This window comes from Aneurinibacillus tyrosinisolvens, assembly GCF_001015055.1.
In the GTDB taxonomy this organism is placed as follows: domain Bacteria; phylum Bacillota; class Bacilli; order Aneurinibacillales; family Aneurinibacillaceae; genus Aneurinibacillus_A; species Aneurinibacillus_A tyrosinisolvens.
In genome coordinates, this window is sequence record NZ_BBWZ01000018.1 from 31,325 (window position 1) to 52,778 (window position 21,454).

20 protein-coding genes and 2 pseudogenes are annotated in these 21,454 nt (G+C 45.7%); 5 read left to right on the forward strand and 17 right to left on the reverse strand.

What is annotated here, in order from left to right; translation table 11 throughout:
* Positions 1-18: 18 nt before the first annotated feature.
* The 4 genes from MBEAL2_RS16055 to MBEAL2_RS16070 are packed head-to-tail and all read left to right on the forward strand — an operon-like array spanning position 19 to position 3,199.
* Positions 19-693 carry a GNAT family N-acetyltransferase gene (locus MBEAL2_RS16055; protein WP_047153288.1) on the forward strand — a complete coding sequence of 225 codons (675 nt, stop codon included), beginning with the start codon at positions 19-21 and terminating at the stop codon, positions 691-693.
* Between the two features lie 17 nt (positions 694-710).
* The gene (locus MBEAL2_RS16060; RefSeq protein ID WP_047153289.1) at positions 711-1,382 is read left to right on the forward strand and encodes a GNAT family N-acetyltransferase; all 672 of its coding nucleotides are present in this window, start codon (positions 711-713) and stop codon (positions 1,380-1,382) included.
* Between the two features lie 41 nt (positions 1,383-1,423).
* Positions 1,424-2,026 (forward strand): DsbA family oxidoreductase, encoded by a 603-nt coding sequence (locus MBEAL2_RS16065; RefSeq protein WP_082129971.1) that lies wholly within the window; start codon positions 1,424-1,426, stop codon positions 2,024-2,026.
* Positions 2,027-2,032: 6 nt separating this feature from the next.
* Positions 2,033-3,199, forward strand: a complete 1,167-nt coding sequence (locus MBEAL2_RS16070; RefSeq protein WP_269082483.1) for an NADH:flavin oxidoreductase — start codon at positions 2,033-2,035, stop codon at positions 3,197-3,199.
* Positions 3,200-3,263: 64 nt separating this feature from the next.
* Here the strand turns inward: MBEAL2_RS16070 and MBEAL2_RS16075 are convergent, their stop codons facing one another.
* The 7 genes from MBEAL2_RS16075 to MBEAL2_RS16105 all read right to left on the reverse strand — a co-directional run bounded on the left by MBEAL2_RS16075 (position 3,264) and on the right by MBEAL2_RS16105 (position 9,192).
* Positions 3,264-3,863, reverse strand: a complete 600-nt coding sequence (locus MBEAL2_RS16075; protein ID WP_047153290.1) for an SET domain-containing protein — start codon at positions 3,861-3,863, stop codon at positions 3,264-3,266.
* 318 nt (positions 3,864-4,181) lie between these two features.
* Complete coding sequence (locus tag MBEAL2_RS16080; RefSeq protein WP_047153291.1) at positions 4,182-4,922, reverse strand: HIRAN domain-containing protein; 741 nt, start codon at positions 4,920-4,922, stop codon at positions 4,182-4,184.
* On the reverse strand, positions 4,909-5,790 hold the full coding sequence (locus MBEAL2_RS16085; RefSeq protein ID WP_047153292.1) for a HipA domain-containing protein: 882 nt from the start codon (positions 5,788-5,790) through the stop codon (positions 4,909-4,911). The genes MBEAL2_RS16080 and MBEAL2_RS16085 overlap by 14 nt, the downstream gene beginning before the upstream one ends.
* A gap of 4 nt (positions 5,791-5,794) precedes the next feature.
* Complete coding sequence (locus MBEAL2_RS16090) at positions 5,795-6,658, reverse strand: DHH family phosphoesterase (protein ID WP_047153293.1); 864 nt, start codon at positions 6,656-6,658, stop codon at positions 5,795-5,797.
* 253 nt (positions 6,659-6,911) lie between these two features.
* Positions 6,912-7,391, reverse strand: a complete 480-nt coding sequence (rlmH, locus tag MBEAL2_RS16095) for a 23S rRNA (pseudouridine(1915)-N(3))-methyltransferase RlmH (RefSeq protein ID WP_047153294.1) — start codon at positions 7,389-7,391, stop codon at positions 6,912-6,914.
* A gap of 264 nt (positions 7,392-7,655) precedes the next feature.
* Positions 7,656-7,868, reverse strand: coding sequence for a CxxH/CxxC protein (locus tag MBEAL2_RS16100; RefSeq protein ID WP_047153295.1), 213 nt, complete (start codon positions 7,866-7,868; stop codon positions 7,656-7,658).
* A 79-nt stretch (positions 7,869-7,947) separates the two neighbouring features.
* Positions 7,948-9,192 carry a S1C family serine protease gene (locus MBEAL2_RS16105; protein WP_047153296.1) on the reverse strand — a complete coding sequence of 415 codons (1,245 nt, stop codon included), beginning with the start codon at positions 9,190-9,192 and terminating at the stop codon, positions 7,948-7,950.
* A 187-nt stretch (positions 9,193-9,379) separates the two neighbouring features.
* Here MBEAL2_RS16105 and MBEAL2_RS16110 point away from each other — a divergent pair, with 187 nt between their 5' ends.
* Positions 9,380-9,577, forward strand: coding sequence for a hypothetical protein (locus tag MBEAL2_RS16110; RefSeq protein WP_047153297.1), 198 nt, complete (start codon positions 9,380-9,382; stop codon positions 9,575-9,577).
* Here MBEAL2_RS16110 and MBEAL2_RS16115 read toward each other — a convergent pair.
* The 10 genes and pseudogenes from MBEAL2_RS16115 to MBEAL2_RS16160 form a co-directional block, all read right to left on the reverse strand.
* Positions 9,564-10,361, reverse strand: coding sequence for an MBL fold metallo-hydrolase (locus MBEAL2_RS16115; RefSeq protein ID WP_047153298.1), 798 nt, complete (start codon positions 10,359-10,361; stop codon positions 9,564-9,566). The two genes, MBEAL2_RS16110 and MBEAL2_RS16115, sit on opposite strands and share 14 nt — an antisense overlap.
* A 58-nt stretch (positions 10,362-10,419) precedes the next feature.
* A complete protein-coding gene (locus MBEAL2_RS16120) occupies positions 10,420-11,211 on the reverse strand; it encodes a two-component system regulatory protein YycI (RefSeq protein ID WP_047153299.1) in 792 nt (263 codons plus the stop codon).
* The gene (locus tag MBEAL2_RS16125) at positions 11,198-12,559 is read right to left on the reverse strand and encodes a YycH family regulatory protein (RefSeq protein WP_047153300.1); all 1,362 of its coding nucleotides are present in this window, start codon (positions 12,557-12,559) and stop codon (positions 11,198-11,200) included. Before MBEAL2_RS16125 ends, MBEAL2_RS16120 begins: the two co-directional genes overlap by 14 nt.
* Positions 12,552-14,366, reverse strand: a complete 1,815-nt coding sequence (gene walK / locus MBEAL2_RS16130; RefSeq protein ID WP_047153301.1) for a cell wall metabolism sensor histidine kinase WalK — start codon at positions 14,364-14,366, stop codon at positions 12,552-12,554. Before walK ends, MBEAL2_RS16125 begins: the two co-directional genes overlap by 8 nt.
* 4 nt (positions 14,367-14,370) lie before the next feature.
* Positions 14,371-15,084 (reverse strand): response regulator YycF, encoded by a 714-nt coding sequence (yycF, locus tag MBEAL2_RS16135; RefSeq protein ID WP_047153302.1) that lies wholly within the window; start codon positions 15,082-15,084, stop codon positions 14,371-14,373.
* A 64-nt stretch (positions 15,085-15,148) separates the two neighbouring features.
* Complete coding sequence (locus MBEAL2_RS29360) at positions 15,149-16,111, reverse strand: M23 family metallopeptidase (RefSeq protein ID WP_052947762.1); 963 nt, start codon at positions 16,109-16,111, stop codon at positions 15,149-15,151.
* A gap of 117 nt (positions 16,112-16,228) precedes the next feature.
* A pseudogene (locus tag MBEAL2_RS16145) lies at positions 16,229-17,517 on the reverse strand (adenylosuccinate synthase).
* A gap of 170 nt (positions 17,518-17,687) precedes the next feature.
* On the reverse strand, positions 17,688-19,034 hold the full coding sequence (dnaB, locus tag MBEAL2_RS16150) for a replicative DNA helicase (RefSeq protein WP_047153303.1): 1,347 nt from the start codon (positions 19,032-19,034) through the stop codon (positions 17,688-17,690).
* Between the two features lie 15 nt (positions 19,035-19,049).
* Positions 19,050-19,493, reverse strand: coding sequence for a 50S ribosomal protein L9 (rplI, locus tag MBEAL2_RS16155; RefSeq protein ID WP_047153304.1), 444 nt, complete (start codon positions 19,491-19,493; stop codon positions 19,050-19,052).
* 1 nt (position 19,494) lies between these two features.
* A pseudogene (locus tag MBEAL2_RS16160) lies at positions 19,495-21,447 on the reverse strand (DHH family phosphoesterase).
* Between the last annotated feature and the right edge of the window lie 7 nt (positions 21,448-21,454).

Below are 21,454 nucleotides of genomic sequence, written 5' to 3' on the forward strand. Positions count from 1 at the left end.
CTTATAAGGAGGTAAGGCATGTATCGGAAGGAGTTTTACGTCTTTGACCAGGATCGGCCCATACCGGCCGCCATTCGGAATTATGAAGAAAAGGACTTTCCCGGTTTAATCCGTATTCAGACGGAAAGTTTTCCCCCGCCCTTTCCGTCTGAATTATGGTGGAACGAGGAACAACTGCATAATCATGTGACGCTGTTTCCAGAGGGGGCTCTCTGCATTGAGGTCGATGGGGAAATCGCAGGTTCAATGACGGGTTTACTTGTTGATTTTGACCCGAATCATGCGGAGCATATGTGGGAAGAGGTTACGGATCACGGATATATCCGTAACCATAATCCCCATGGGAATACCCTCTATGTCGTCGACATCAGTGTGCGTCCTTCCTATCGAAAGTTAGGGCTGGGAAAATGGCTGATGTTATCGATGTATGACGTCGTTGTTCATAAAGGGTTAGACCGGTTGCTCGGCGGAGGCAGAATGCCCGGCTATCATAAAAAAGCGAATGAAATGACAGCTGAACAATATCTAGGTGCTGTAGTAAAAGGCGAACTAAAAGACCCTGTCATCACCTTTCTGCTGCGCTGTGGCCGTACCCCTGTTCAGGTGGTGGCTCATTATTTAGCGGATGAAGAATCGTGCAATTACGGGGCACTTATGGAATGGACAAATCCTTTTGGTACAGTAAAATCATAGCGAGGAGAATGGGGAAAATGGAATATCGCAGAATTACCAGCATTGAAGATCCTTTGTTTAAAAAAATGCACCAATTGATGCAAAACGTATTCCCGCCTGAGGAAGTATTGGAATTCGATCTCTGGAAAGATCCGCTGGAGGATCCGGGAATTCGCGTGTTTGTGGCTGTTCATGATGGAGAGGTCGTAGGAACAACCGAATACCGTTATTATGAAGATTTTAATGTCGCCATGACAGATTTTACGATTATTGGCCGGGAAGGGCTTGGTATCGGCCGGTTTCTAGCCCAGAAAAGATTGGAAGATTTAAATTCCCTCGCTGCAGCGAATGGCAAGCAACTGCACGGTATGTTTGCTGAAATTTATGATCCGTATCGAGTCGATCATTATGAATTTGGCGGGGTTAAGCCGATGGATCCGTATGTTCGCCGTGAGGTATTGTCGCACCTTGGGTATAAGCGGATTGACTTCCCTTATGTTCACCCGTCCTGGAACAATGATGGAGAAGCCGTAACAGGGCTGGACCTTTGCTTTCTGCCGATGAATGGCAACGAGCATCAATTGCAAGCCGATCTGGTTGTGAAGTTTTTGCGGCGCTATTATTCCGTTTTATCAAACAAGCCTAAATCATGGTATGAAATGATTGAAAACCTAGAATCGAAAGAAAATGCAGCGCTGCTGCCTATTTAGGGAAATACTACGATAAGGAAAAATGAAAGGAGAAGAAAAAGATGGCGGTTACTATTAAAGTTTATTCAGATTATGTTTGACCCTACTGCTTTTTAGCGGAGGGTCCGCTACAAGAAGCGATACAGGGTAAAGATGTAAAGGTAGAATGGATGCCGTTTGAATTGCGTCCTTATCCTACCCCGACCCTTAAGCCTGAAGAGGATTACCTTCAAACTACCTGGGAACGTTCGGTGTACCCGATGGCTGAACGATTCGGGGTAAAGATGGTTCTGCCCAGGGTTTCACCACAGCCCCATACCCATCTTGCCTTTGAAGGATTCCAGTTTGCGAAAGAACATGGAAAAGCTGATGAGTATAATCATCGTATGTTTACGGCTTTCTTTCAGGATGAGCTGGACATTGGAGATATCGATGTTTTAACGGAATTGGCAGGACAAATAGGACTGGATACCAAAGCCTTTAAAAAAGCACTGGAAACGAGGAAATATAAAGAGGCACACGAGAGAGCAGTACAACACGCCTATGAGGAAGCCAACATTACGGCTGTCCCTACTTTTATTATTGAGGATGAAGTGCTGCCCGGGTTGTATTCGAAAGAAACCCTGGAGCGAGTCATTAACGAGCATCTTAGAATAAAGGAGTGACCAAAATTGACAACACCAGCCGAATCTCAAAAGTTCCCAACCCTCCTGTCTGAAATCCAGATTGGCAATATGAAACTAAAAAACCGCATCGGTTTAGCGCCGATGACCAGAGTAAGCGCATCAGATGACGGCCAGGCAACAGAATTGATGTTGAGATACTATGAGAGCTTTGCGAAAGGCGGTTTCGGCTTCCTCATTACGGAAGGTGCCTATCCTGATGAAGCATACAGCCCTGGGTATCTCAATCAGTCGGGGATTGCGAATGAGAAACATGCCACAGCCTGGAAAAGGGTAACCGATGCCGTCCATCAAGCAGGGTCAAAGATTATTGTCCAGTTGATGCATGCGGGCGCCCAACAGCAGGAAAATCCCTACAAAAACGGGTCGATTGGACCCTCAGCCGTGCGTGTAAAAGGCGAGAAAGTTCCGGCTTACGGCGGAGAAGGCCCATTTGACACGCCAAAAGAGATGACAAAAGAAGACATTCAAGATGTCATCCGGGGTTTCGCTAATGCAGCCAAACTGGCGAAGGATGCAGGGTTTGATGGCGTAGAAATTCACGGGGCCAATGGTTATTTGCTTGATGAATTTCTAACAGATTACTTAAATCAACGCACCGATGAGTACGGAGGATCTACAGAGAACCGCGCTCGTATCCTGATTGAAGTAGCACAGGCTGTCCGCGAGGCCGTTGGATCTGATTTTGTGGTGGGAATCCGCATCTCCCAAGGAAAAGTGAGCGATTACAAGCATAAATGGGCGGGAGCTGAGAAAGATGCCGAGATTATCTTCTCCAGCCTGTCAAAAGCCGGTCTCGATTATATCCATGTAACGGAGTATGATGCGACCCGGCCAGCGTTTGAAGGAACGGAGCTTACTCTTGCGGCACTCGCCAAGAAATACGGCTCTGTTCCTGTTATCGCAAACGGAAATCTTGAGGATCCTGAAAAAGCGGAGCGGTTGTTGAAATCCGGGGAAGCCGACTTGATTACTCTAGGTAAGGGAGCCCTTGCCAATCATGATTGGCCTCAGCGTGTGGTGAAAGGTGGGCCTTTGCAAGAGTTTGACCCTAAGGTTCTGGAGCCGAAGGCCAATATAAAGGAGCAAGAGATTCCCAAGGTGGAGATTAACTTTACTGAAGGTATGGCCTGCGGGGTTGACGGTATTTGTTAGATGTAAGCTTGTTATGCGGGTGTTCCGGTGGTTTTACGCCGGGCACCTTTTTCTTGTTGTTTAGCTACTCGTTTGAGGAACGGTCGTAGTAAATCGATTTGATGGAATCAATTAATATTCCCTGTTCTGCAGCCATCTTTACTTTGCCTTTGTATTCAGGCCGAATGAGATGCTCCAGAGGCTGTTCTACCTGGTTGAAGTATTTAAACGCCTGAAGGACCTTTTTATCCCATTCCTTATAATAATAAAGCAGATCATCAGGATTCACACGCGTCCGTTTCGTTCCTTCCTCGGGAATACAATCAAAAGGTTCATCAAGGTTTAAAGAACCATAATCATCCGTTAGCTGTTCACCCGGGTAAATATCCCGGACAGCAATTTCCAGTTCATATGCGGTGCCAATGCAATTGGCATCAAAACTGTGGTTCACAAACCGTCCAAGGTCCCAGCAAAGTATATAGTTACCGTCCTGGTTGCGGTAAGAATATTTCGTTACCAAACTGCGTCTGTGCTCATCCAGGGCAGCAACATAGGATGGATCCAGGATTTGATCCAATTCATCCAATACCCAAATAATGGTTCCTTTTGGGATAAATTTAGTCGCAAAGACGCCAAAACCGACTTGCTTATCTATATAGCGCAACTCTGTATATGGATGTATCATGATGGTCATTCCCCATTCTGCATTGGAAGTATCCATATTAAATTATGCAGCTGCGCCTGTTAAGTTGATAAATAATCAGTGTATTCGTGTTCCTAACTAAATATGCTACAACTATTTAAAGCCTATTAGCCTTATAAACCCGGAGGCCGAGAAAATTGTTGTCCTACTACATAATCCTATTTGAAAACAAGGTTTATATCATAATATAAAGCATGGGAATAGCCCCTGCTTTTTTGAAGAAGAAACTTAGATTTCAATATTAGAACAGGATTATTTTGCTACTAACTTTATTACTGAATTGATTTAATATATATTTTTCTACAAATTAACTAAACCATTTAGGGTTTCAATAATTTCCGAAAGGTTAGATTTCCCCTTAACACTTACTTTCAGTTTTTCATTATAATCGGCTTCAGAATTAAACATCAGTACTGTAGCTGTATATTGTTTGTTTTTAACTAATAAATCTAAATATCGACTATAAAATACAGGAACATAGCCTAGTTTCTTATTACTCAAGGTGAAAATTTCAATTGCATGCGGGTCAAACTCATTCTCCGGTTCTAATCTAAATAATAACTTTGATCCAGGAGTTAATTCCATCTCAGCTTCGTCAATAGAATAATACCTGGTTCCAGCTACGTAGAAATCAATTTCAAACTCTTCTTCTGTCTGAAAAACTAATGGCTCTACAAATTCTAATGTATCTGTTGGTAACCTTCCGCCTGTTTCCTTTAAAAAATCAAAATCACTGCAATCCACAGGTAAATTTTGTTCAATAAAAAATCTTTGAACATCTTTTCTCTTACGGTTAGGTAATCTGTTCAAGAAAGTCTGAAATAACTTTTCTGATACATATTCCTTATCTCTTTCAGGGAAAGCTGGCAATAGCATAAACCCTTGTTTGATTGCTTCATTCAAATTGTTTTTTCCCTCATTATCCAAATATCTAAAAAAATAAGCATCTTGTTTCCATTCAAGAATCCCAACCACAAATCTTTCACGAGTCACAATGTCTTTCCAAATGAGCCATAGTTTATAATTTCTATTCGGTACCATAATTACTCCTATTTATCAGTTTTAAAATATAATCCACTCTATAATTAAGGAACTTATTCACAAACTCTTTAAGTGTGTCTGACATTACTTCATTTGGTATCTTTTCTATAATTGTCTTAATAGTGCTAGGTTTTAATACAATCAATCTATCTACATGCTTCTTTACAACTTCGGGATAAACCTCGTGAAGTAATTTGATATAGTCTAAATGCGGAATCCTTTGTTGTTCGTTCCAACCTATTAGATATGATCCCTTTTTTGCATGGCAATATTCAACAAATAAATTTTTGTCTTTTAATCTAGCTGTAACTTTATTGAGATTAGAATTAAATTCTCTGCCAAGACTAGAACTATTATCATATGCAGGGGCTAAAACTTTTGTCCCGTCGGCTAACTTAACTACGCCCCAATTTTGCGAATGCCTGTCCGTATTTCCTATCAGGGCATCAAAAACAACTATCTCCAGAAATTTCTCTACCGGATCCTCGATATGGTTTGTTAAAACACCTTGTATCAATTGGAGGTTATAACCAGTTCTTTTCCACTCATCAAATTCATGTCCTTCCTCTTTAATTAAATCTACACCTTCTAGAAGTTCATCTCCACGTCCCAAAAACCAATATGCTAAAGCACCGTAAACACCATTAGCAACCCCAATTTCTACTTCATGAACATTAAATCCACAAGCCTTACCGATTTCAGAAGCAATTTTTTCCGACCATACATCTCCTGAACCTTCTGCTGGCTCTTTAAACATAACTAACCTTCTTGAATGTGGTTGAACTAACATTCTTTTCTCTTTTGTACCTTTACCAGTATTAACATCTCTCTCCCATTGGGAAACATCTATAATATCGTAATTTGACATTCCATCATTTCTTTCTAAAAGGATTAATTAAATTATTAATTAAATCATCAACAATTTCTTTTTTCAAAGGAAAACCAGAAGCATTTTTATGACCGCCACCATTATGCTTCAGTGCAATTTGAGAAACATCTATTTCACCTTTGCTTCTCAAAGATACTTTATTATGCAAAAAATCCACTATATAAACATAATCAATTTGTAAATTCTCAAGTAAAGTGTTTCCTAATTCCGAATGATACCTATCCGAAAAACAAACTCCATATTTATATCCGTTTTCGGTAAAGGTTTTTGTCTTATTTGTAACTTCTTCAAAATAACTAATTTTTCTTCTTTGTTCAGTTTCTAGTATTAACTTTTCTTCCTGTGTAAAGTTTATAGAACTGTCTTTCAAAAATCTTTTTATAAATAAATCATGACCCACTATAGAAAGAAATTCATTCAAATCCATTGATTCTTTATATTGATGTATCCAAAGATCATAATCATTTGTTCTTTCAACCAAAGAACTATATTTCTCAATACTACAATTAGGAAAATTACTCTTTAAAAATTCATAAAAAATAAAGGAAGCTGATTTCGTTATATCTATCCTAGCCCAGTTATATTGAGCTAACCATGTAGATGTCTTATGATGATCGAGTAAAACTACATTTCCTCGATTATTCAACTTCTCAGCAATGATTGCATTAATACTAATATCAACAATAAATAGAAAAGTTGTTTTATCCCTTTCTATAATTGACTGGACTGTATTATTTACTTCTTCATATGAACATTGAAAATAGGTAACATTGGGGATAGCAATTTTAGCTAATATTACAGGTACCGTCCCATCTAAATCATTATGAGTGATAAGTATATAATCCATTATGCTCCCCCCTATTCAAAATATAGACTAATTTAATTATATCATTTACTAAATATAAGGATATTAAAACTTATCAAGAAAAAACGTAACCATGAGCAAGCTGAATAGTTACGAAACTTTGAAGTATATATTATAATGTTGGACTGATAATTAATTAAAACTTCCACCTAAAAGGGGGAGTTGCTGTAAATGCTTATATATAAATTAAAAAAGGAGGGTTACACCTCCTAAAAAATTTTACTGTTTGACCTGTTCATTTGTGATAAGGTTCCCCCCGGTTAATCCGAAACCCACGATACACCTGCTCCAGCAGCATCAGCCGCATCAACTGGTGCGGAAACGTCATCTTCGAAAACGACAGCTTATCATTCGCCCGCCTCATCACCGCATCCGACAGCCCGAGCGACCCGCCAATCACAAAAGCAATCGAACTCTTTCCATACGTCGCCCACTGGTCAAGCTGCTTCGCCAGCTTCTCCGAAGACCACATCTCCCCTTCAATCGCCAGTGCCACCACATGCTGATCCGGCTTAAGAGAAGAAAGAATCCGCTCCCCCTCCTTCTCCTTCACCCGCAGCATATCAGCCGGACTCAAGTTCTCCGGCGCTTTCTCGTCCGGTATTTCAATCACATCTATCTTCGCGTAAGCGGATAGCCGCTTTGAATATTCATCTATCCCCATCTTCAAATACTTCTCTTTTAGTTTACCGACAGCAACAATACCAATGTGCATAACTGGGATTCTCTCCTATTTTTTCGCACTCTTCCGTCTACTTATCCCCGGTTTCTTCGATTTTGTCCACAATTTGTGGATAACTATCCTGTGAATATATTTTTCTTTTTTTTCGCAAAAAACTTAGTTATACCAAGGGTTGTCCACAATGTAAATTTTCCGGGCTCCTATTGACAGGGGTAATTGCCCACATTTACCCCCAAGTTATTCACAATCAACAACTCTGCTGCTTAGAAAACGTTATCCACTGTGTGAAAAACATAATTACACAACAAGATATTCTGCTTTCAGTCCACAATATTCACAGTGTTCAGGCGCCGACCACTCGGTAAACGAAACATTCTGCAGCATGTATAAATCCGGCGCGTCTTCAAACTCATCCACAAAATCATCAATGGCTATCTCAAGGTGCTCACTGCAGCAAACATGCATGCGCGTTCCTCCATTCTCAATGTACTCTTTTTTTGTAGTATCCATTATTTATTTCCTCCCGATTCATCCATTGTATTCCACACAGGAAAAGCCGGTAGCATCAGCCCCGGCTTTTCCACAGATTTTATTTCACATCTTGCTTCGCAAGTACAACGTTCACTGTTTTCAACTGGCCCGTATGGTAGAAGGTAACCTGTAATGTGTCACCAACACGCTTCTTATACAGATATTTCCGCAGCTGCGCGGAATTCTCAATCGTTTGGTTATCTAGCTTTACGATGACATCGTACTTTTTAATGCCTGCCCGGTCCGCCGGATCCATGCTTGTAGCTGAACGGACCACCACCCCGCTCGTCACGCTATCCGGCAGGTTCAGTGGATCCTTCCAGTAGCGGGTGGAGATAGACTGTAAATCAACCGGATCAATACCTAGCTTCGGACGTTGAACAGACTTATATTGAATTAAATCGTTTATTACTTTATTTGCGTCGTCAATCGGAATCGCAAAGCCAAGGCCCTCTACGCCTTCCTTGGAAATTTTCAAACTGTTAATACCGATGACCTGGCCAGCAATGTTTACGAGTGCACCCCCGCTATTCCCCGGGTTAATCGCCGCGTCGGTCTGAAGAACTGTTGTTTCATAGTCCTCCTGGCCGTCGTTGTTAATATCGACCGGCATCGTTCTTTCCGTAGAACTAATAATTCCCTGTGTTACTGTACGGGAAAAATTAAGGCCAAGCGGATTTCCAATCGCAATGGCTGGTTCCCCTACCTTAAGAGTGGAAGAACTTCCAAACTCGGCAACGCTCTTTACCTTGCTTGCATCAATTTCAAGAACGGCAAGGTCGGTCAGGGCATCTGCGCCTACAACTTTCGCTTTGATATTTTTCTCACCTGAAGTAAGAGACACTTCAACTTCCTGTGCTCCTTCAATCACGTGGTTGTTCGTTACGATATACGCTTTATCCCCTGCTTTGCGGAACACAATACCGGAACCTGTTCCGACTTCTCCCATCTGGCCGCTGCCGCCGCCAAAGAAGTCCTGCTGCTGTTGGATGTTAATGACACCAACAACGGCGTTCTCCACCTTGCTTACCGCTTTTACAATCCCTGAATTTACATCCACGGAATAGTTTGCCGTAGGCCCTCCGCTCGCAGATGGCTGCGGTTGCAATTGTCCTGCCTGGCTTGCTGGAACAGCATTATTCGACCATCCGGGCAGGTATCCCGACTTCAGCATGGTCGGAACCGCCATCATCACAACAAGTCCGCCAATAATGGCTGAGATTAACGCGGTCAGGAAATGCGACCCGCCGCCTCTTCTTCTTTTATTTCTGGAATCGTCATATTCATCATCATAGTATCCCATATTATTGCTCCTTTCCTTGCAAAATAAAAAGCTGCAACTCTTTGCTTTGTTCATGAGAAAAGGACACAGTGGAGGGAGCAGGCTCGCCGCCGCCACGGTCTGAAATTCTAGCATTCCGGTAATACTACTATTATCTCTTAGATTTTCTGAAAAGCTAACAAAAAATACAGGAAAGGATGGTAAAAATATGACCCGCCGCTTTTCCCCATTCGATGATGTGAATGTCATTGCCCAAATCGCCAGCATGAAAGAAGTTGATTACAAGAACACACTCGTCATTACAGCGATTGTAGAGGTCCTTGTTGAGAAAGGCCTCGTCACACGAAAAGAAATTCTGGAGAAAACAAAAGAGCTGGAGACCGAACTTTATCCTATTTTCGAATAATCTCTTTCATCTCTGTCGGGCGCACAGGTGAAGTATCCATGAGGTGGATATCTTCCCCTTCCTGCAGCCCGTGGTCCTGCAAAATGTTCTTAACCGTAAGGCGCGCCAGCTCTGTCATATTATTTTCTTTACTGAGATGGGCAAGGTAAATGGTCTCTCCTTTTCCACCAAGGATATCGCAGAGCGCTTCTCCTGCCGCTTCGTTGGACAGGTGGCCGACATCACTCAGAATTCTGCGCTTCGTATTCCACGGATAGCTTCCCATGCGCAGCATTTCTACATCGTGATTCGATTCAAACACATATGCATCCGAATCTTTAACTGTCTCCTTAATTCGCTGGCTCACATATCCGAGATCCGTCGTGAGGCTCACCTTCATGTCATCTTCATAAAAGCAGAAGCCCATCGGCTCGGCCGCATCATGTGAAGTTCCATATGATTCTACCGTCATATCCGCAAACTGGACGACATCACCCGCCTCCATAATCATTCGCTGCTCCTCTGTGATTTTACCGAGCTGGCGGTCCAGCTCCTCCCACGTTTTTGCATTGGCATATACCGGCAGCTGGTAGCGCCTGGCTAACACGCCCACTCCTTTAATATGGTCGGAGTGCTCGTGCGTAATGAGAATGGCATCGAGGTCGGCCGCTGTTCGGCCCGCCTCCTCCAGCAGCTTTTCTACTTGTTTACCACTTAAGCCTGCGTCTACTAACAGTTTATTGTTCTTTGACTCAATATAAAACGAATTGCCTGTACTTCCGCTGGCAAGCACGCTGAATTTCATTCCTTATATTACGCTCCTTACTTCTTCCTCTAAAAAAGAGAAAAGTCATTTATCCACATCATTTATTATTAGTGAAATTCTTATTTTTATCAAGTGGGACGGCTTGTTCAATTGCGCCTGTGATTCCATTAACATAATGGATGCTTCCCGTATGGATCACGCGCCAAACCGGAGCGAGCACCTGAATATCTGCATCATACATGTGCCCATAGTAGCCGATCGAAATGCCGGAGATTTTCTCCCCATAGCGAATATAGCCGTTGTCCAGCAGCGTTCGCACCGCGGTTAACGCAGAAATGACTTTGCGTCCGATTCCCTGATTAATGACCTGCACATGGATTTGATGGTACCCTCTGATTTTCTTTTCGCTTGTTACAATATCAAGCGGGGCGCTGAAGAGAGGGTACTGTTGATAGATCTGAACATACCTTCCGATTCCGGCTGTGCTCCGCTGCTCATCAAATGCGTACTGCTGGGCAAAAGCCACATAGCGCTCGATGTTTTTCACCAGATCCCCCCGATTTTCTGAAGCAGCTACAGGTTCTGTCAGCTGGACAATAATTCCCATCCCACGCTGCTCAACGGCCTGACCGGCAAACTTATCCAGTTGATTGGAAAAATTCGTGAAGCGCACGTTAATGTAGTGCATTTCCGGCGTTTCTTTCGGCACTTCCGCCTCCAGCGTAATCTGCCTCGTCTGCAGCAGTTCCTCAAACCCGGACGGAATCAATTCCCCCTGTGGAACGATTTCGACATCACGGTTTCGGCTGCTTATCGTTTGATAGCCAAGGAAGACATCGAGGAGCAAGAAGGTCACAATTAATATCGTTTTGGCTCTACTCCAATCCAACCGTACGTCCCCCTGTCCCTGCTGTCTTTCCCGTTTCCTTTACTTCAGCATTTATATACATTACCGGCCTGTCTGCAAGCTGAATCTCCCAAACAGGGACCATTTCAACGAAATCATAAATAATCCGGCTGTGTAAGCCGATCCGGATGGCTTTAATCCCGGCCAGATTTATATTTTCACGCTTCAGCCACCCTATAAGGTCTGCCCCCGACATTACCTTTACCGGGGTCCGCTCAAAATACGTGTCCAATTGAAGCAGCGGGCACTGGAATCCTGAAACAGCCCCGCCAGCCATTCGAACGGAAACGATATGCTGGCCGTCTTTTTCACCGAACAAAGGGTATGGACCTATATACTGGCGAAAACGATAGGTGGCAGGCTCAGGACGCCCCGGATGGACGGATTCAAGTGATTCTAAGCTGTACGTTCCATTCCATCCCCCGTGCAGGTTAACGAAGGAAATGGCGGCGTTTACCGACTCATAATCCGCCCGTTCCGAATCTACGGACTCCCACTCATGCACGGGATTATTATAAGACACATATTGCCGGTGGGGCGGAATCGATACCGCCTTGCTGCCATCTGTATAAATAATCGTTCCGTCCCTCTCTGTTACCTGTCGTGTGAGATTCGGATCGACAAACACCGTCTCGATTGCCTGTTGTACAGTAAGCAGCTGGTAAAAGTACCGGTATCGAATCATATCCCCCCTGTTTTTTGGCAAGTAGAGCGGAAGGGAGGAGCGGACTACTATCTGCTCAGGGAGATGCACAATCATTGCAGGTGCAAGATAGAAGGAATCGACTTCCATAGGAGAGACGGAAACGCGGGCGCGAAGCACGCGGTGCTCCTTCCCTGACAACAAAAGGGCGTAGCACGTATTCTCTTCTTTGTTCACATACACCCATATGCGATCAACAGACGAAAACCCTACACTGGTCCGCCCGCGGACGGTAAACATTTCACTAAAAATATCCCATGGGACGGCGTCATTGTATGCAACCTCAATTCCTTTTCTTTTATTAACAAGCTGGTTCCAATCCTCCTTGTCCCAGGCTTGTTCCGTTACGTCATAAAAATACCATTTATTAACCGCAGGCATGATTTTTTTAGACGCTTCTGTATCCGCTTTAATTTCCCAGTGGCGGCTATCACCGGAATGAAGAAATACAGCCGCCGGGCGCACTACGTCCGCCAGCTCATACCTATGACCGCGCGGCTGGGGAGCCACATAGTCCGAAGAGTTCAGGTTCTCAAGCCGGGGCGTACTGTACCAGAGAAAGCCTGAAAGAATAAGGCTGAGCATGATAAGAATTAGCAGGAGAAATGTTTTTACCCTCTCAATCATCCGCTTGTATCTCCTCACAGGCAGGGAGGGTAAAACTTACCTTTGTACCCTTTTGCCACTCGCTTTCGATTTCAATGGTTCCCCCGTGGGCCAGAATAATCTGCCGCGCAATGGAAAGGCCGAGCCCTGTCCCACCCATGCTCCGGCTGCGCGCCTTATCAACCCGGTAAAACCGTTCAAAAATCCGCTCTAAATCCCGCTTGCGAATGCCCATTCCTTCATCCATTACTTCAATACATATCCATTCGGCCTGGCGATAAGCCTGTACGGTTATCGTTGTTCCTTCATTTGAATATTTCATCGCATTGGACATCAAGTTATCAAGCACTTGAATGATCGCATCCCGGTCCGCCCAGGCCAGAAGAGAATCCGACGGCTCAGGGAGCTGGAGTTCAAGTTCAATTTTTTCCTGCCGGCTTTTTACGGCGAAGCGCTCCAGCAAATCATGGAGCAGCCGGTTCAAGTTGACGGCACGGTGGTCCAGCATATGCTGCCCGGCATCGTACCGCGAGAGCTGCAACAAATCGTTAACAAGCCGTGTCATTCGATCCGTTTCATTCGACAGCACGCGAAGAAAACGGCGGGAAGTTTCCGGGTCGTCCACAACGCCTTCCTCCAGTGCCTCGAGATAGCTTTTCAGTGTCGTAAGGGGCGTCCTCAATTCATGGGAAACGTTGGCGACAAATTCGCGGCGTTCCCGGTCGAGTTCCGCCTGTTCTGTAACGTCCTGCAGAACAGCGATAATACCGGAATTCTTCCCCTCTTCCCGGTTCTGAAGCGAGGTAAAGGTAAAACGAATGAGCCGCTCTTCCCCCTCTACGCTCATGTCCATAAGCAAGGAGCCTGTCCCTTCAAATAACGAATCCTGTTCCTCCCCGTTTCCCGGAATGGCGAGCACCTCATACAGATTTTTGCCAAGCACATTTTTGTAGCTTACACCGAGAATTCGTTGTGCCGGCCTGTTAATCAGGATAATGTTCTGTTCGCCGTCCGAAGCGATCACGCCATCGCTCATGTTGGCAAGGATCGAAGAGAGTTTCTCTTTCTCCTTCTCCGTCTGGGACAGCGCTTGTTTTAACCGTCGCGCCAGTTCATTGAACGTTTCCCCCAGCTGCCCGATTTCGTCCTCCGAATAGATGCGTACCTGCCTGCTAAAATCTCCATTGGCCATCGCTGTCGCCTGGCGCGTAATTTCTTTTACCGGCGTTGTAATGGTCCGTGCCAGTACAATTCCTAGACCTGCGGTTAGCAGGAGGGCAATTCCCGTGCCGGTAGCAAGGATGCTGTTAATCTGGCGCATCGTCTGGTACACCTCTTCCATGGAAGCAACAAAATAGAGGACACCGAGGATTTTTGTGCCTTTTTTAATTGGAACCGCGAGTACCTTGACCCGCTGGTGTGTCTCCGGATTGTACTGGATCGATTCGTTTCGCGTACCAAGAAGCGCCATGTTAATCTCAGCCCGGGTATTCTTCTGCCCGATAAACGCTTTATTCTCTTCAGTTGTCGTTAATACGACTCCATTCTGGTCGATGAGCTGCACATCTGCATTGCGGAGCGCAAACAGATTACGGATTAGATTATCGATATCTTCCTTTGGAAACGTATCCGCCTCCAGGTATTTCTCCAGATTGACCGCCAGAAGGTTTGCCTGTGTGTTCAGCGTTTCCGTGAAGTTATTTACATAATAGGACTCGGCGGAGCGAATAAAGTAAGCACCGATGACCTGCATGGCAATGAGGATAAGCAGAAGGTACAAGGTCACGACCTTCCACTGAACCGTTTGAAAAATACGGAGGCCCCTCATTCTCTTACTCCTCCAGCGGGTTTTTCATGACATATCCCAGGCCGCGGCGCGTAATGATATACTGGGGTACACCCGGATCGTCCTCAATTTTTTCCCGCAGGCGCCGTACTGTAACATCCACGGTACGCGCGTCGCCGAAATAATCAAATCCCCATACCGCCTGGAGCAGGTCGTCACGCGTCATTACCTGCCCCCGGTGCTGGGCCAGGTAATGCAATAAAGCAAATTCCCGATGCGTAATATCAATCTGCTGCCCGTTCTTTTCTACGCTGTAGGAACGTGTATCGATAATCAGGTGGCCGATAACAAGCTGTGTGGAAGGCGAAACTGCTGTACTTGTTTCCGAACGGTTTACCTTCTGTCTGCGGAGGTTGGCTTTTACCCGTGCGGCCAGTTCCCGGCTGCTAAACGGTTTTGTTACGTAATCATCCGCACCAAGTTCAAGCCCAAGCACTTTGTCCAGCTCGCTATCCTTGGCGGTAAGCATAATAATCGGCACTTCGGAAGTGTTTCGAATGGTACGGCACACCTCCATTCCGTCTTTTCCCGGAAGCATAATATCAAGCAGGATTAAATCCGGCGATTGTTTCTCCGCCAGTTTGATTGCCTCTTCTCCGTCATAGGCACAAATGACTTCGTATCCTTCTTTCTCAAGGGTAAACTGCAATATATCGGCGATAGGCCGTTCATCGTCAACTACGAGTATTTTATATTTCATTGCTCCACCTCTTTACCAAAGTATAAAGAAAAAACGGTGGGAGGACTACCCTCTCACCGTTTCTTTAATGTATATAGGACAGCGGATTCACCGGTTCACCGTCTTTGCGAATTTCAAAGTGGAGGTGTGGCCCGGTGGATCTTCCCGTATTCCCCGTCTTTGCAATTTCCTCTCCTTTTTCTACTATATCGCCGTTTGAGGCAACAAAAGCGTTTAGGTGCCCATACAGTGTTTCATAGCCATTGCCATGGTCAACGATGATGCAGTTTCCATATCCGGCCTTTTGCCCGGCAAAGATAACCCGGCCATTGTCCGCTGAATAGACAGGCGTATCAACAGCAGCCGCAATGTCGATGCCGGCATGCAAACGTCCCCACCGTTCTCCAAAATAGGAGCTTAATTGGCCGGCCGCCGGCATCTCAAACTGTCCGTCACCCCGGGAAGACTTGCCTTTCATGACACTGATCGCTTCTTCAGCAGCCAAAGCCGTTACTCTCTTGCGCAGCAGGTTTACCAGTTGCCCATCGGGAAAGACAGCCGCAGGGGAGACGACAGCCGCCTCTACCTTTACCGTCTCTTTTACATGCCTTACTTTTAGTTGCTTCAGCGCCTGCTCAATCGACTGTTTATCTTTACCGTACACAATTACTTTTTTGCCAACGACTAACCTGGCTGCGCTCGATTTTATGCTGATTTCACGCTCAAGCTGCTGCAGCGTTTTTTCCTCGTTGTATGCTGCCCTGTCCCCATCCGCCTTCTTAAAGGTTACCTTCTTATTAAGCTGCAGCGACTGGCCGGGAAATTTCTTCCTTTCCCGGTCCATTTTATTAGCAAGCCATTGACGAACCGTATCCGGATTATGTATGATGCCTATTTCTTTATTGTTTATGTACACATGGTAGGCCGTTTGATTATAAGATTGATGAAAGTAACCAGCGGCCGCTACCCCACTCACAGCAAATAAACCCACTAGAATACCGAGTACAACTCTTCTCTTCGCCCATGACGCCATTCTTTCAGTTAGCATAATTCCCTCCCTTTATGTTTACAGTTTTAAATGAAATGGAAGTTTTTATACCTCTGCAGCAAAGAAGGCCCCCCTTCCTGAGCAGGAAGAGGAACCTTTCATTTTATTTCCTATATGTTACAGTGCGTATACGCTGCGTACAACATTCGTCTGATTTCGGTCTGGTCCCACAGAGAACATGGATAGCGGAATGCCTGTTAATTGCGTTACACGCTCTACATAGTGGCGCGCATTTTCCGGGAGCCCGTCGAGTGAACGGATACCTGTAATATCCTCCGTCCAGCCTGGAAGCTCTTCATAAATCGGTTCACACTCAGCCAGGACGTTTAGATTAGCAGGGTAATGTTCAATGACTTCCCCCTGATAACGGTAAGCCGAACAAATCTTCACTGTTTCCAGCCCTGTTAATACGTCAAGCGAGTTAAGAGAAAGAGCGGTAATGCCGCTTACACGGCGTGCATGGCGCACAACCACGCTGTCGAACCAGCCTACACGGCGCGGGCGGCCGGTTGTTGTTCCGTATTCTTTTCCTGTCTCACGGATATGGTGCCCGATCTCATCGTGCAATTCTGTCGGGAATGGGCCATCTCCCACCCGTGATGTATACGCTTTGGCTACCCCTACTACGTGGTGGATTTTCGTCGGTCCTACTCCTGAACCGATAGAAACACCGCCGGCAACCGGGTTGGAAGAGGTTACGAACGGGTAAGTTCCCTGATCGATATCAAGCATAACCCCCTGCGCCCCTTCAAAAAGAACCCGGCGCCCGCTGTCAATCGCGTCATTCAATACAACAGATGTATCCGTTACATAAGGGCGGATGCGCTCGACATACGAGAGGTACTCCTCAAGAATTTCGTCGACATTTACCCCTTCGGCTTCATAAAACTTCTCTAACAGGCGGTTCTTTTCTTCCACATTGCGGCGAAGCTTCTTCTCAAATTCATCTCTATCCATTAAGTCAGCCATGCGGATACCGACACGAGCTGCCTTGTCCATGTAAGCAGGACCGATTCCTTTGAGTGTCGTTCCAATCTTGTTGTCGCCCTTCTTCGCCTCTTCCGCACTGTCAACCTAATGTGATACGGCAGAATAAGATGGACACGATCGCTAATGCGCAGGTTATCTGTCGTTACGTTATGGCTATGTAAATAATCAAGTTCAGTCAGAAGTGCTTTCGGGTCTACAACCATCCCATTCCCGATTACGCATATTTTTTCTTTGTAAAAAATCCCCGAAGGAATTAAATGTAATTTATATTTTGTCCCGCCAAACACGATCGTATGACCGGCATTGTTTCCACCCTGATAGCGTGCTACGACTTCAGCCTTCTCCGCAAGAAAATCGGTAACCTTTCCTTTACCTTCATCTCCCCACTGGGATCCTACTACTACTACAGTTGACATCGGCTGGGCACCTCCTACTTTTTTAACATACTAAGTGTAGCAACCGCAATTCGCTATGTCAATAAAAACACGAACATTTAACTGGTATACACATCGTTTGTTCGAGAATGCGGCTTTTTCATAAAAAAATCCCTATCCTGTAGGATAGAGATTTATTCGAATAATATACATTACGATGGATCCTGCTGGTGGCTTAGGCTCACAAACTTGTTGTACTCCTTAAGAAAAGCCAGTTCGACAGTGCCTGTCGGGCCGCTCCGCTGTTTCCCGATGATGACTTCGATGATGTTCTTTTTTTCGGTCTCTTTATCGTAGTAATCATCGCGGTACAGGAACGCTACCATGTCCGCATCCTGCTCAATGCTTCCGCTTTCTCTGATATCTGAAAGCATCGGGCGCTTGTCCTGGCGCGACTCTACGGCACGGCTGAGCTGCGAGAGCGCAATAACCGGGCATTCAAGCTCACGGGCAATCAGCTTAAGCGTACGGGAAATCTCCGAAATTTCCTGTTGGCGGTTATCCCCGCCCCCCTTGCGGCCTGTGATGAGCTGCAGATAGTCAATCATAATGAGACCCAAACCCGCTTCCGTCTTCAGACGACGGCATTTCGAACGAATCTCACTAATCGTAATTCCCGGCGTATCATCAATATAAATCGGTGCATTGGATAGCGTTCCAATCGCCATCGTCAGCTTGTGCCAGTCATCATCAGCAAAGTAGCCTGTCCGCATACGTTGGGCGTCAATGTTCCCTTCTGCACAAATCATACGCTGGACAAGCTGTGTCGCCGACATCTCCAGGCTGAAGATAGCAACAGGCGCTCCGGCACGAGCCGCCACATTCTGGGCTACATTCAAGGCAAACGCTGTTTTCCCTACCGCCGGACGTGCGGCAAGAATAATGAGCTCAGACGGCTTCAATCCGGCCGTCATCTTGTCGAGGTCCGGATACCCGGTAGGTACCCCGGTAATCTCCCCTTTGTTGGAGGCCAGCGCTTCAATATGTTCATACGTATCCACCAACACGTCTTTAATGTGCTGGAAACTCGAGGTGCGCTGGCGCTGCGAAATCTGCATAATGCTTTTTTCCGCGTCATTTAGAATACCGGGAATGTCTTCCCCCGCTGTGTAACCGTCCGCTGCAATTTTGGTTGCTGCACGAATAAGCCGGCGCAGCGTCGCTTTCTCTTCGACAATCCGGGCGTAATACTCCACATTGGAGGCTGTCGGCACCGAGGTTGCCAGGTCGGTCAGGTATGATACACCGCCCACTTCCTCCAGCTGCCTGCGATTCTCCAGCTCCGCCGTCACAGTAACAAGGTCTACCGGCTCACCCCGCTCACCCAGATCGACCATAACGTGAAAAATACGCTGGTGGGACGTCCGATAAAAATCCTCAGGCGTCAAAATATCCGTCGTTGTAATCAATGCTTCCCGCTCTAAAAAAATAGCCCCCAAAACGGCCTGTTCGGCCTCGACATTTTGGGGTGGAACTCGATCGAGGAAAATATCACTCATAGCTATCCCTCAATTCTATTCTTCAACGACGTGCACCTTTAGCGTCGCTGTGACTTCCTGATGTAATTTAATCGGTACATTCGTATAACCGAGTGTGCGAATGGGGTCAGGCAATTGAATTTTCCGCTTATCCACCTTGAAATTCGCTTTTTTCAGTTCTTCCGCGATTTGCTTAGAGCTTACGCCGCCAAACAGCCGTCCGCCTTCACCGGATTTTGCCTTAATCGTGATGGTGGTTTCCTCCATCACCTTTGCAAGTGCCTTAGCCTCTTCAATCTCCTGCTCCTTGCGTTTTTGCTCACTCTGTTCATGCGCGGACTGCATTTTTACATTTCCTTCTGTCGCGACTTTCGCAAGGCCTTTCTTCAAAAGAAAATTACGGGCATATCCTTCGGAAACTTCTTTGATTTCACCTTTCTTACCCTGTCCTTTTACATCTTGCTGAAAAATGACTTTCATCTCAGTTCCCTCCCCTGGAATTTTTCAATACTTCTTTTAACTGTTCAAGCGCTTCAGCGACCGTCGTATTTTTCAGCTGCGTTGCAGCATTGTTAAGGTGTCCGCCGCCGCCCATTTTTTCCATAATAATCTGTACGTTAAATTCTCCGAGCGATCTGGCACTTATCGCAACCACATCATCCGTCTGCGACAAACAACGAACGAGGCCTCAATCTCTGCCATTGTAAGAAGCGTATCCGCCGCCTGTGCGATGAGAAGCTGGCCGTACCGTTCGTTTTCACGGCCTGCGGCTACAGCTATCGAGCCCCCTATAATCTCGGTGTGGCGAACAATTTCGGAACGGCGAATATACTGCGCCAGATCCTCTTTCAGCAAAATCTGCACAAGTGCCGTATCCGCTCCCTTCCTTCGCAGAAGGAGGCAGCCTCAAATGTCCGTGAACCGGTACGGAACGCGAAGCTTTTTGTGTCAACAACGATTCCCGCCAACAGTGCGGTTGCCTCCAGAACGTCCATCGAGAGATTATCCCCCTGATACTGCAGAAGTTCGGTAACGAGTTCTGACGTAGAAGAAGCATACGGTTCAAGATAAATAAGCACAGGATCGGCAATAAATTCTTCCGAGCGCCTGTGGTGGTCGATAAGAACAACCTTGCTCGTTAAGTTCAAAAGGCGCGGTTCAATCACCATAGAAGGCCGGTGAGTATCCACAACTACAAGCAGCGTTCTGCGGGTCACCATCTGGGTCGCCTCATCACTTGTAATGAAATAGTCTCCTAAATACTCATGCTCTTCCACTTCCTGCATAAGCCTTTCGATTGCAGGGTTGCTGTCATCCAGCACGATATACCCTTGCTTTTCCGCGGCGTGAACAGCCTTCAGTACCCCGATAGCCGCACCGATCGCATCCATATCCGGCATTTTATGCCCCATAATCAAGACTTGATCACTCTCAAGCATTAAATCGCGAAGCGCATGGGAGATTACACGGGCACGCACTCGATTCCGCTTCTCTACGGCGTTTGACTTTCCTCCATAGAATGTCAGCTTCTCTTTGAACTTAACGGCAGCCTGATCTCCACCGCGTCCAAGCGTGATATCAAGCTCGATTGCGCCATTTCACCAAGTTCGATGAAGGAATCGACGCCCGCACCGACACCGATGCTCAATGTAAGAGGAACTTTGTTTTTTCCCGTCATCTCACGCACGACGTCGAGAATATCAAAACGATTGGATTCAAGCTGCTGGAGTGTGCCCTGATCAAATACAGCCAGAAACTTGTCTCCTGTAAAACGGCGCAAATAAATATCATATTCATTCGCCCATTTTGTAATGGCTCCCGCTACATTTGTAAGAAGCAGGCTCCTGCTTTGTTCGTCCATGCCCTGGGCAATTTCATCAAGGTTATCCAGATGGACAATCGCAAGAACAAGTTTCTCCTGGTTGTAATGCATTTGGAGTTCTTTGTATGCCGTTATATCGGTGAGGTAGAGCAAGCGCTCTTCCGGGCGGATAACAACCTCATAAATATGCTTTCTATAAGTGATTTCAGCTTTTTGCTGATCCTCTTTAATATCAGCAAGAGGGGGGAATACATCAAGCAGCCCCTCTCCAATGAGATTGTCTCTCTTTGTGATCGTCTGAAGATACGGATTGTGCCATTCTATCGTTTTTGCTTCATTCGTAAGAATGATACCGATCGGCATTTCATTGATTACTTCATCGCTCGCTCTTTTAATCCGATGGGTAAGTGTTTGGACATACGCTTCAAGTTCATCACGAAGCAGATGTTCATTACGAATCGTTAAATATGTGGCCACAGACAAAACAAGTACGCCTGCAACTGCAAAAGACCAGTGCAAGAAGAAAGCCAGCAGTGCGGCTGTCAGAAACATAAAGGCAAAAGATACGAAAATGTGAGCTCCAAACCAGCGCCTTATCAGGAACTTGGGCATATACTCA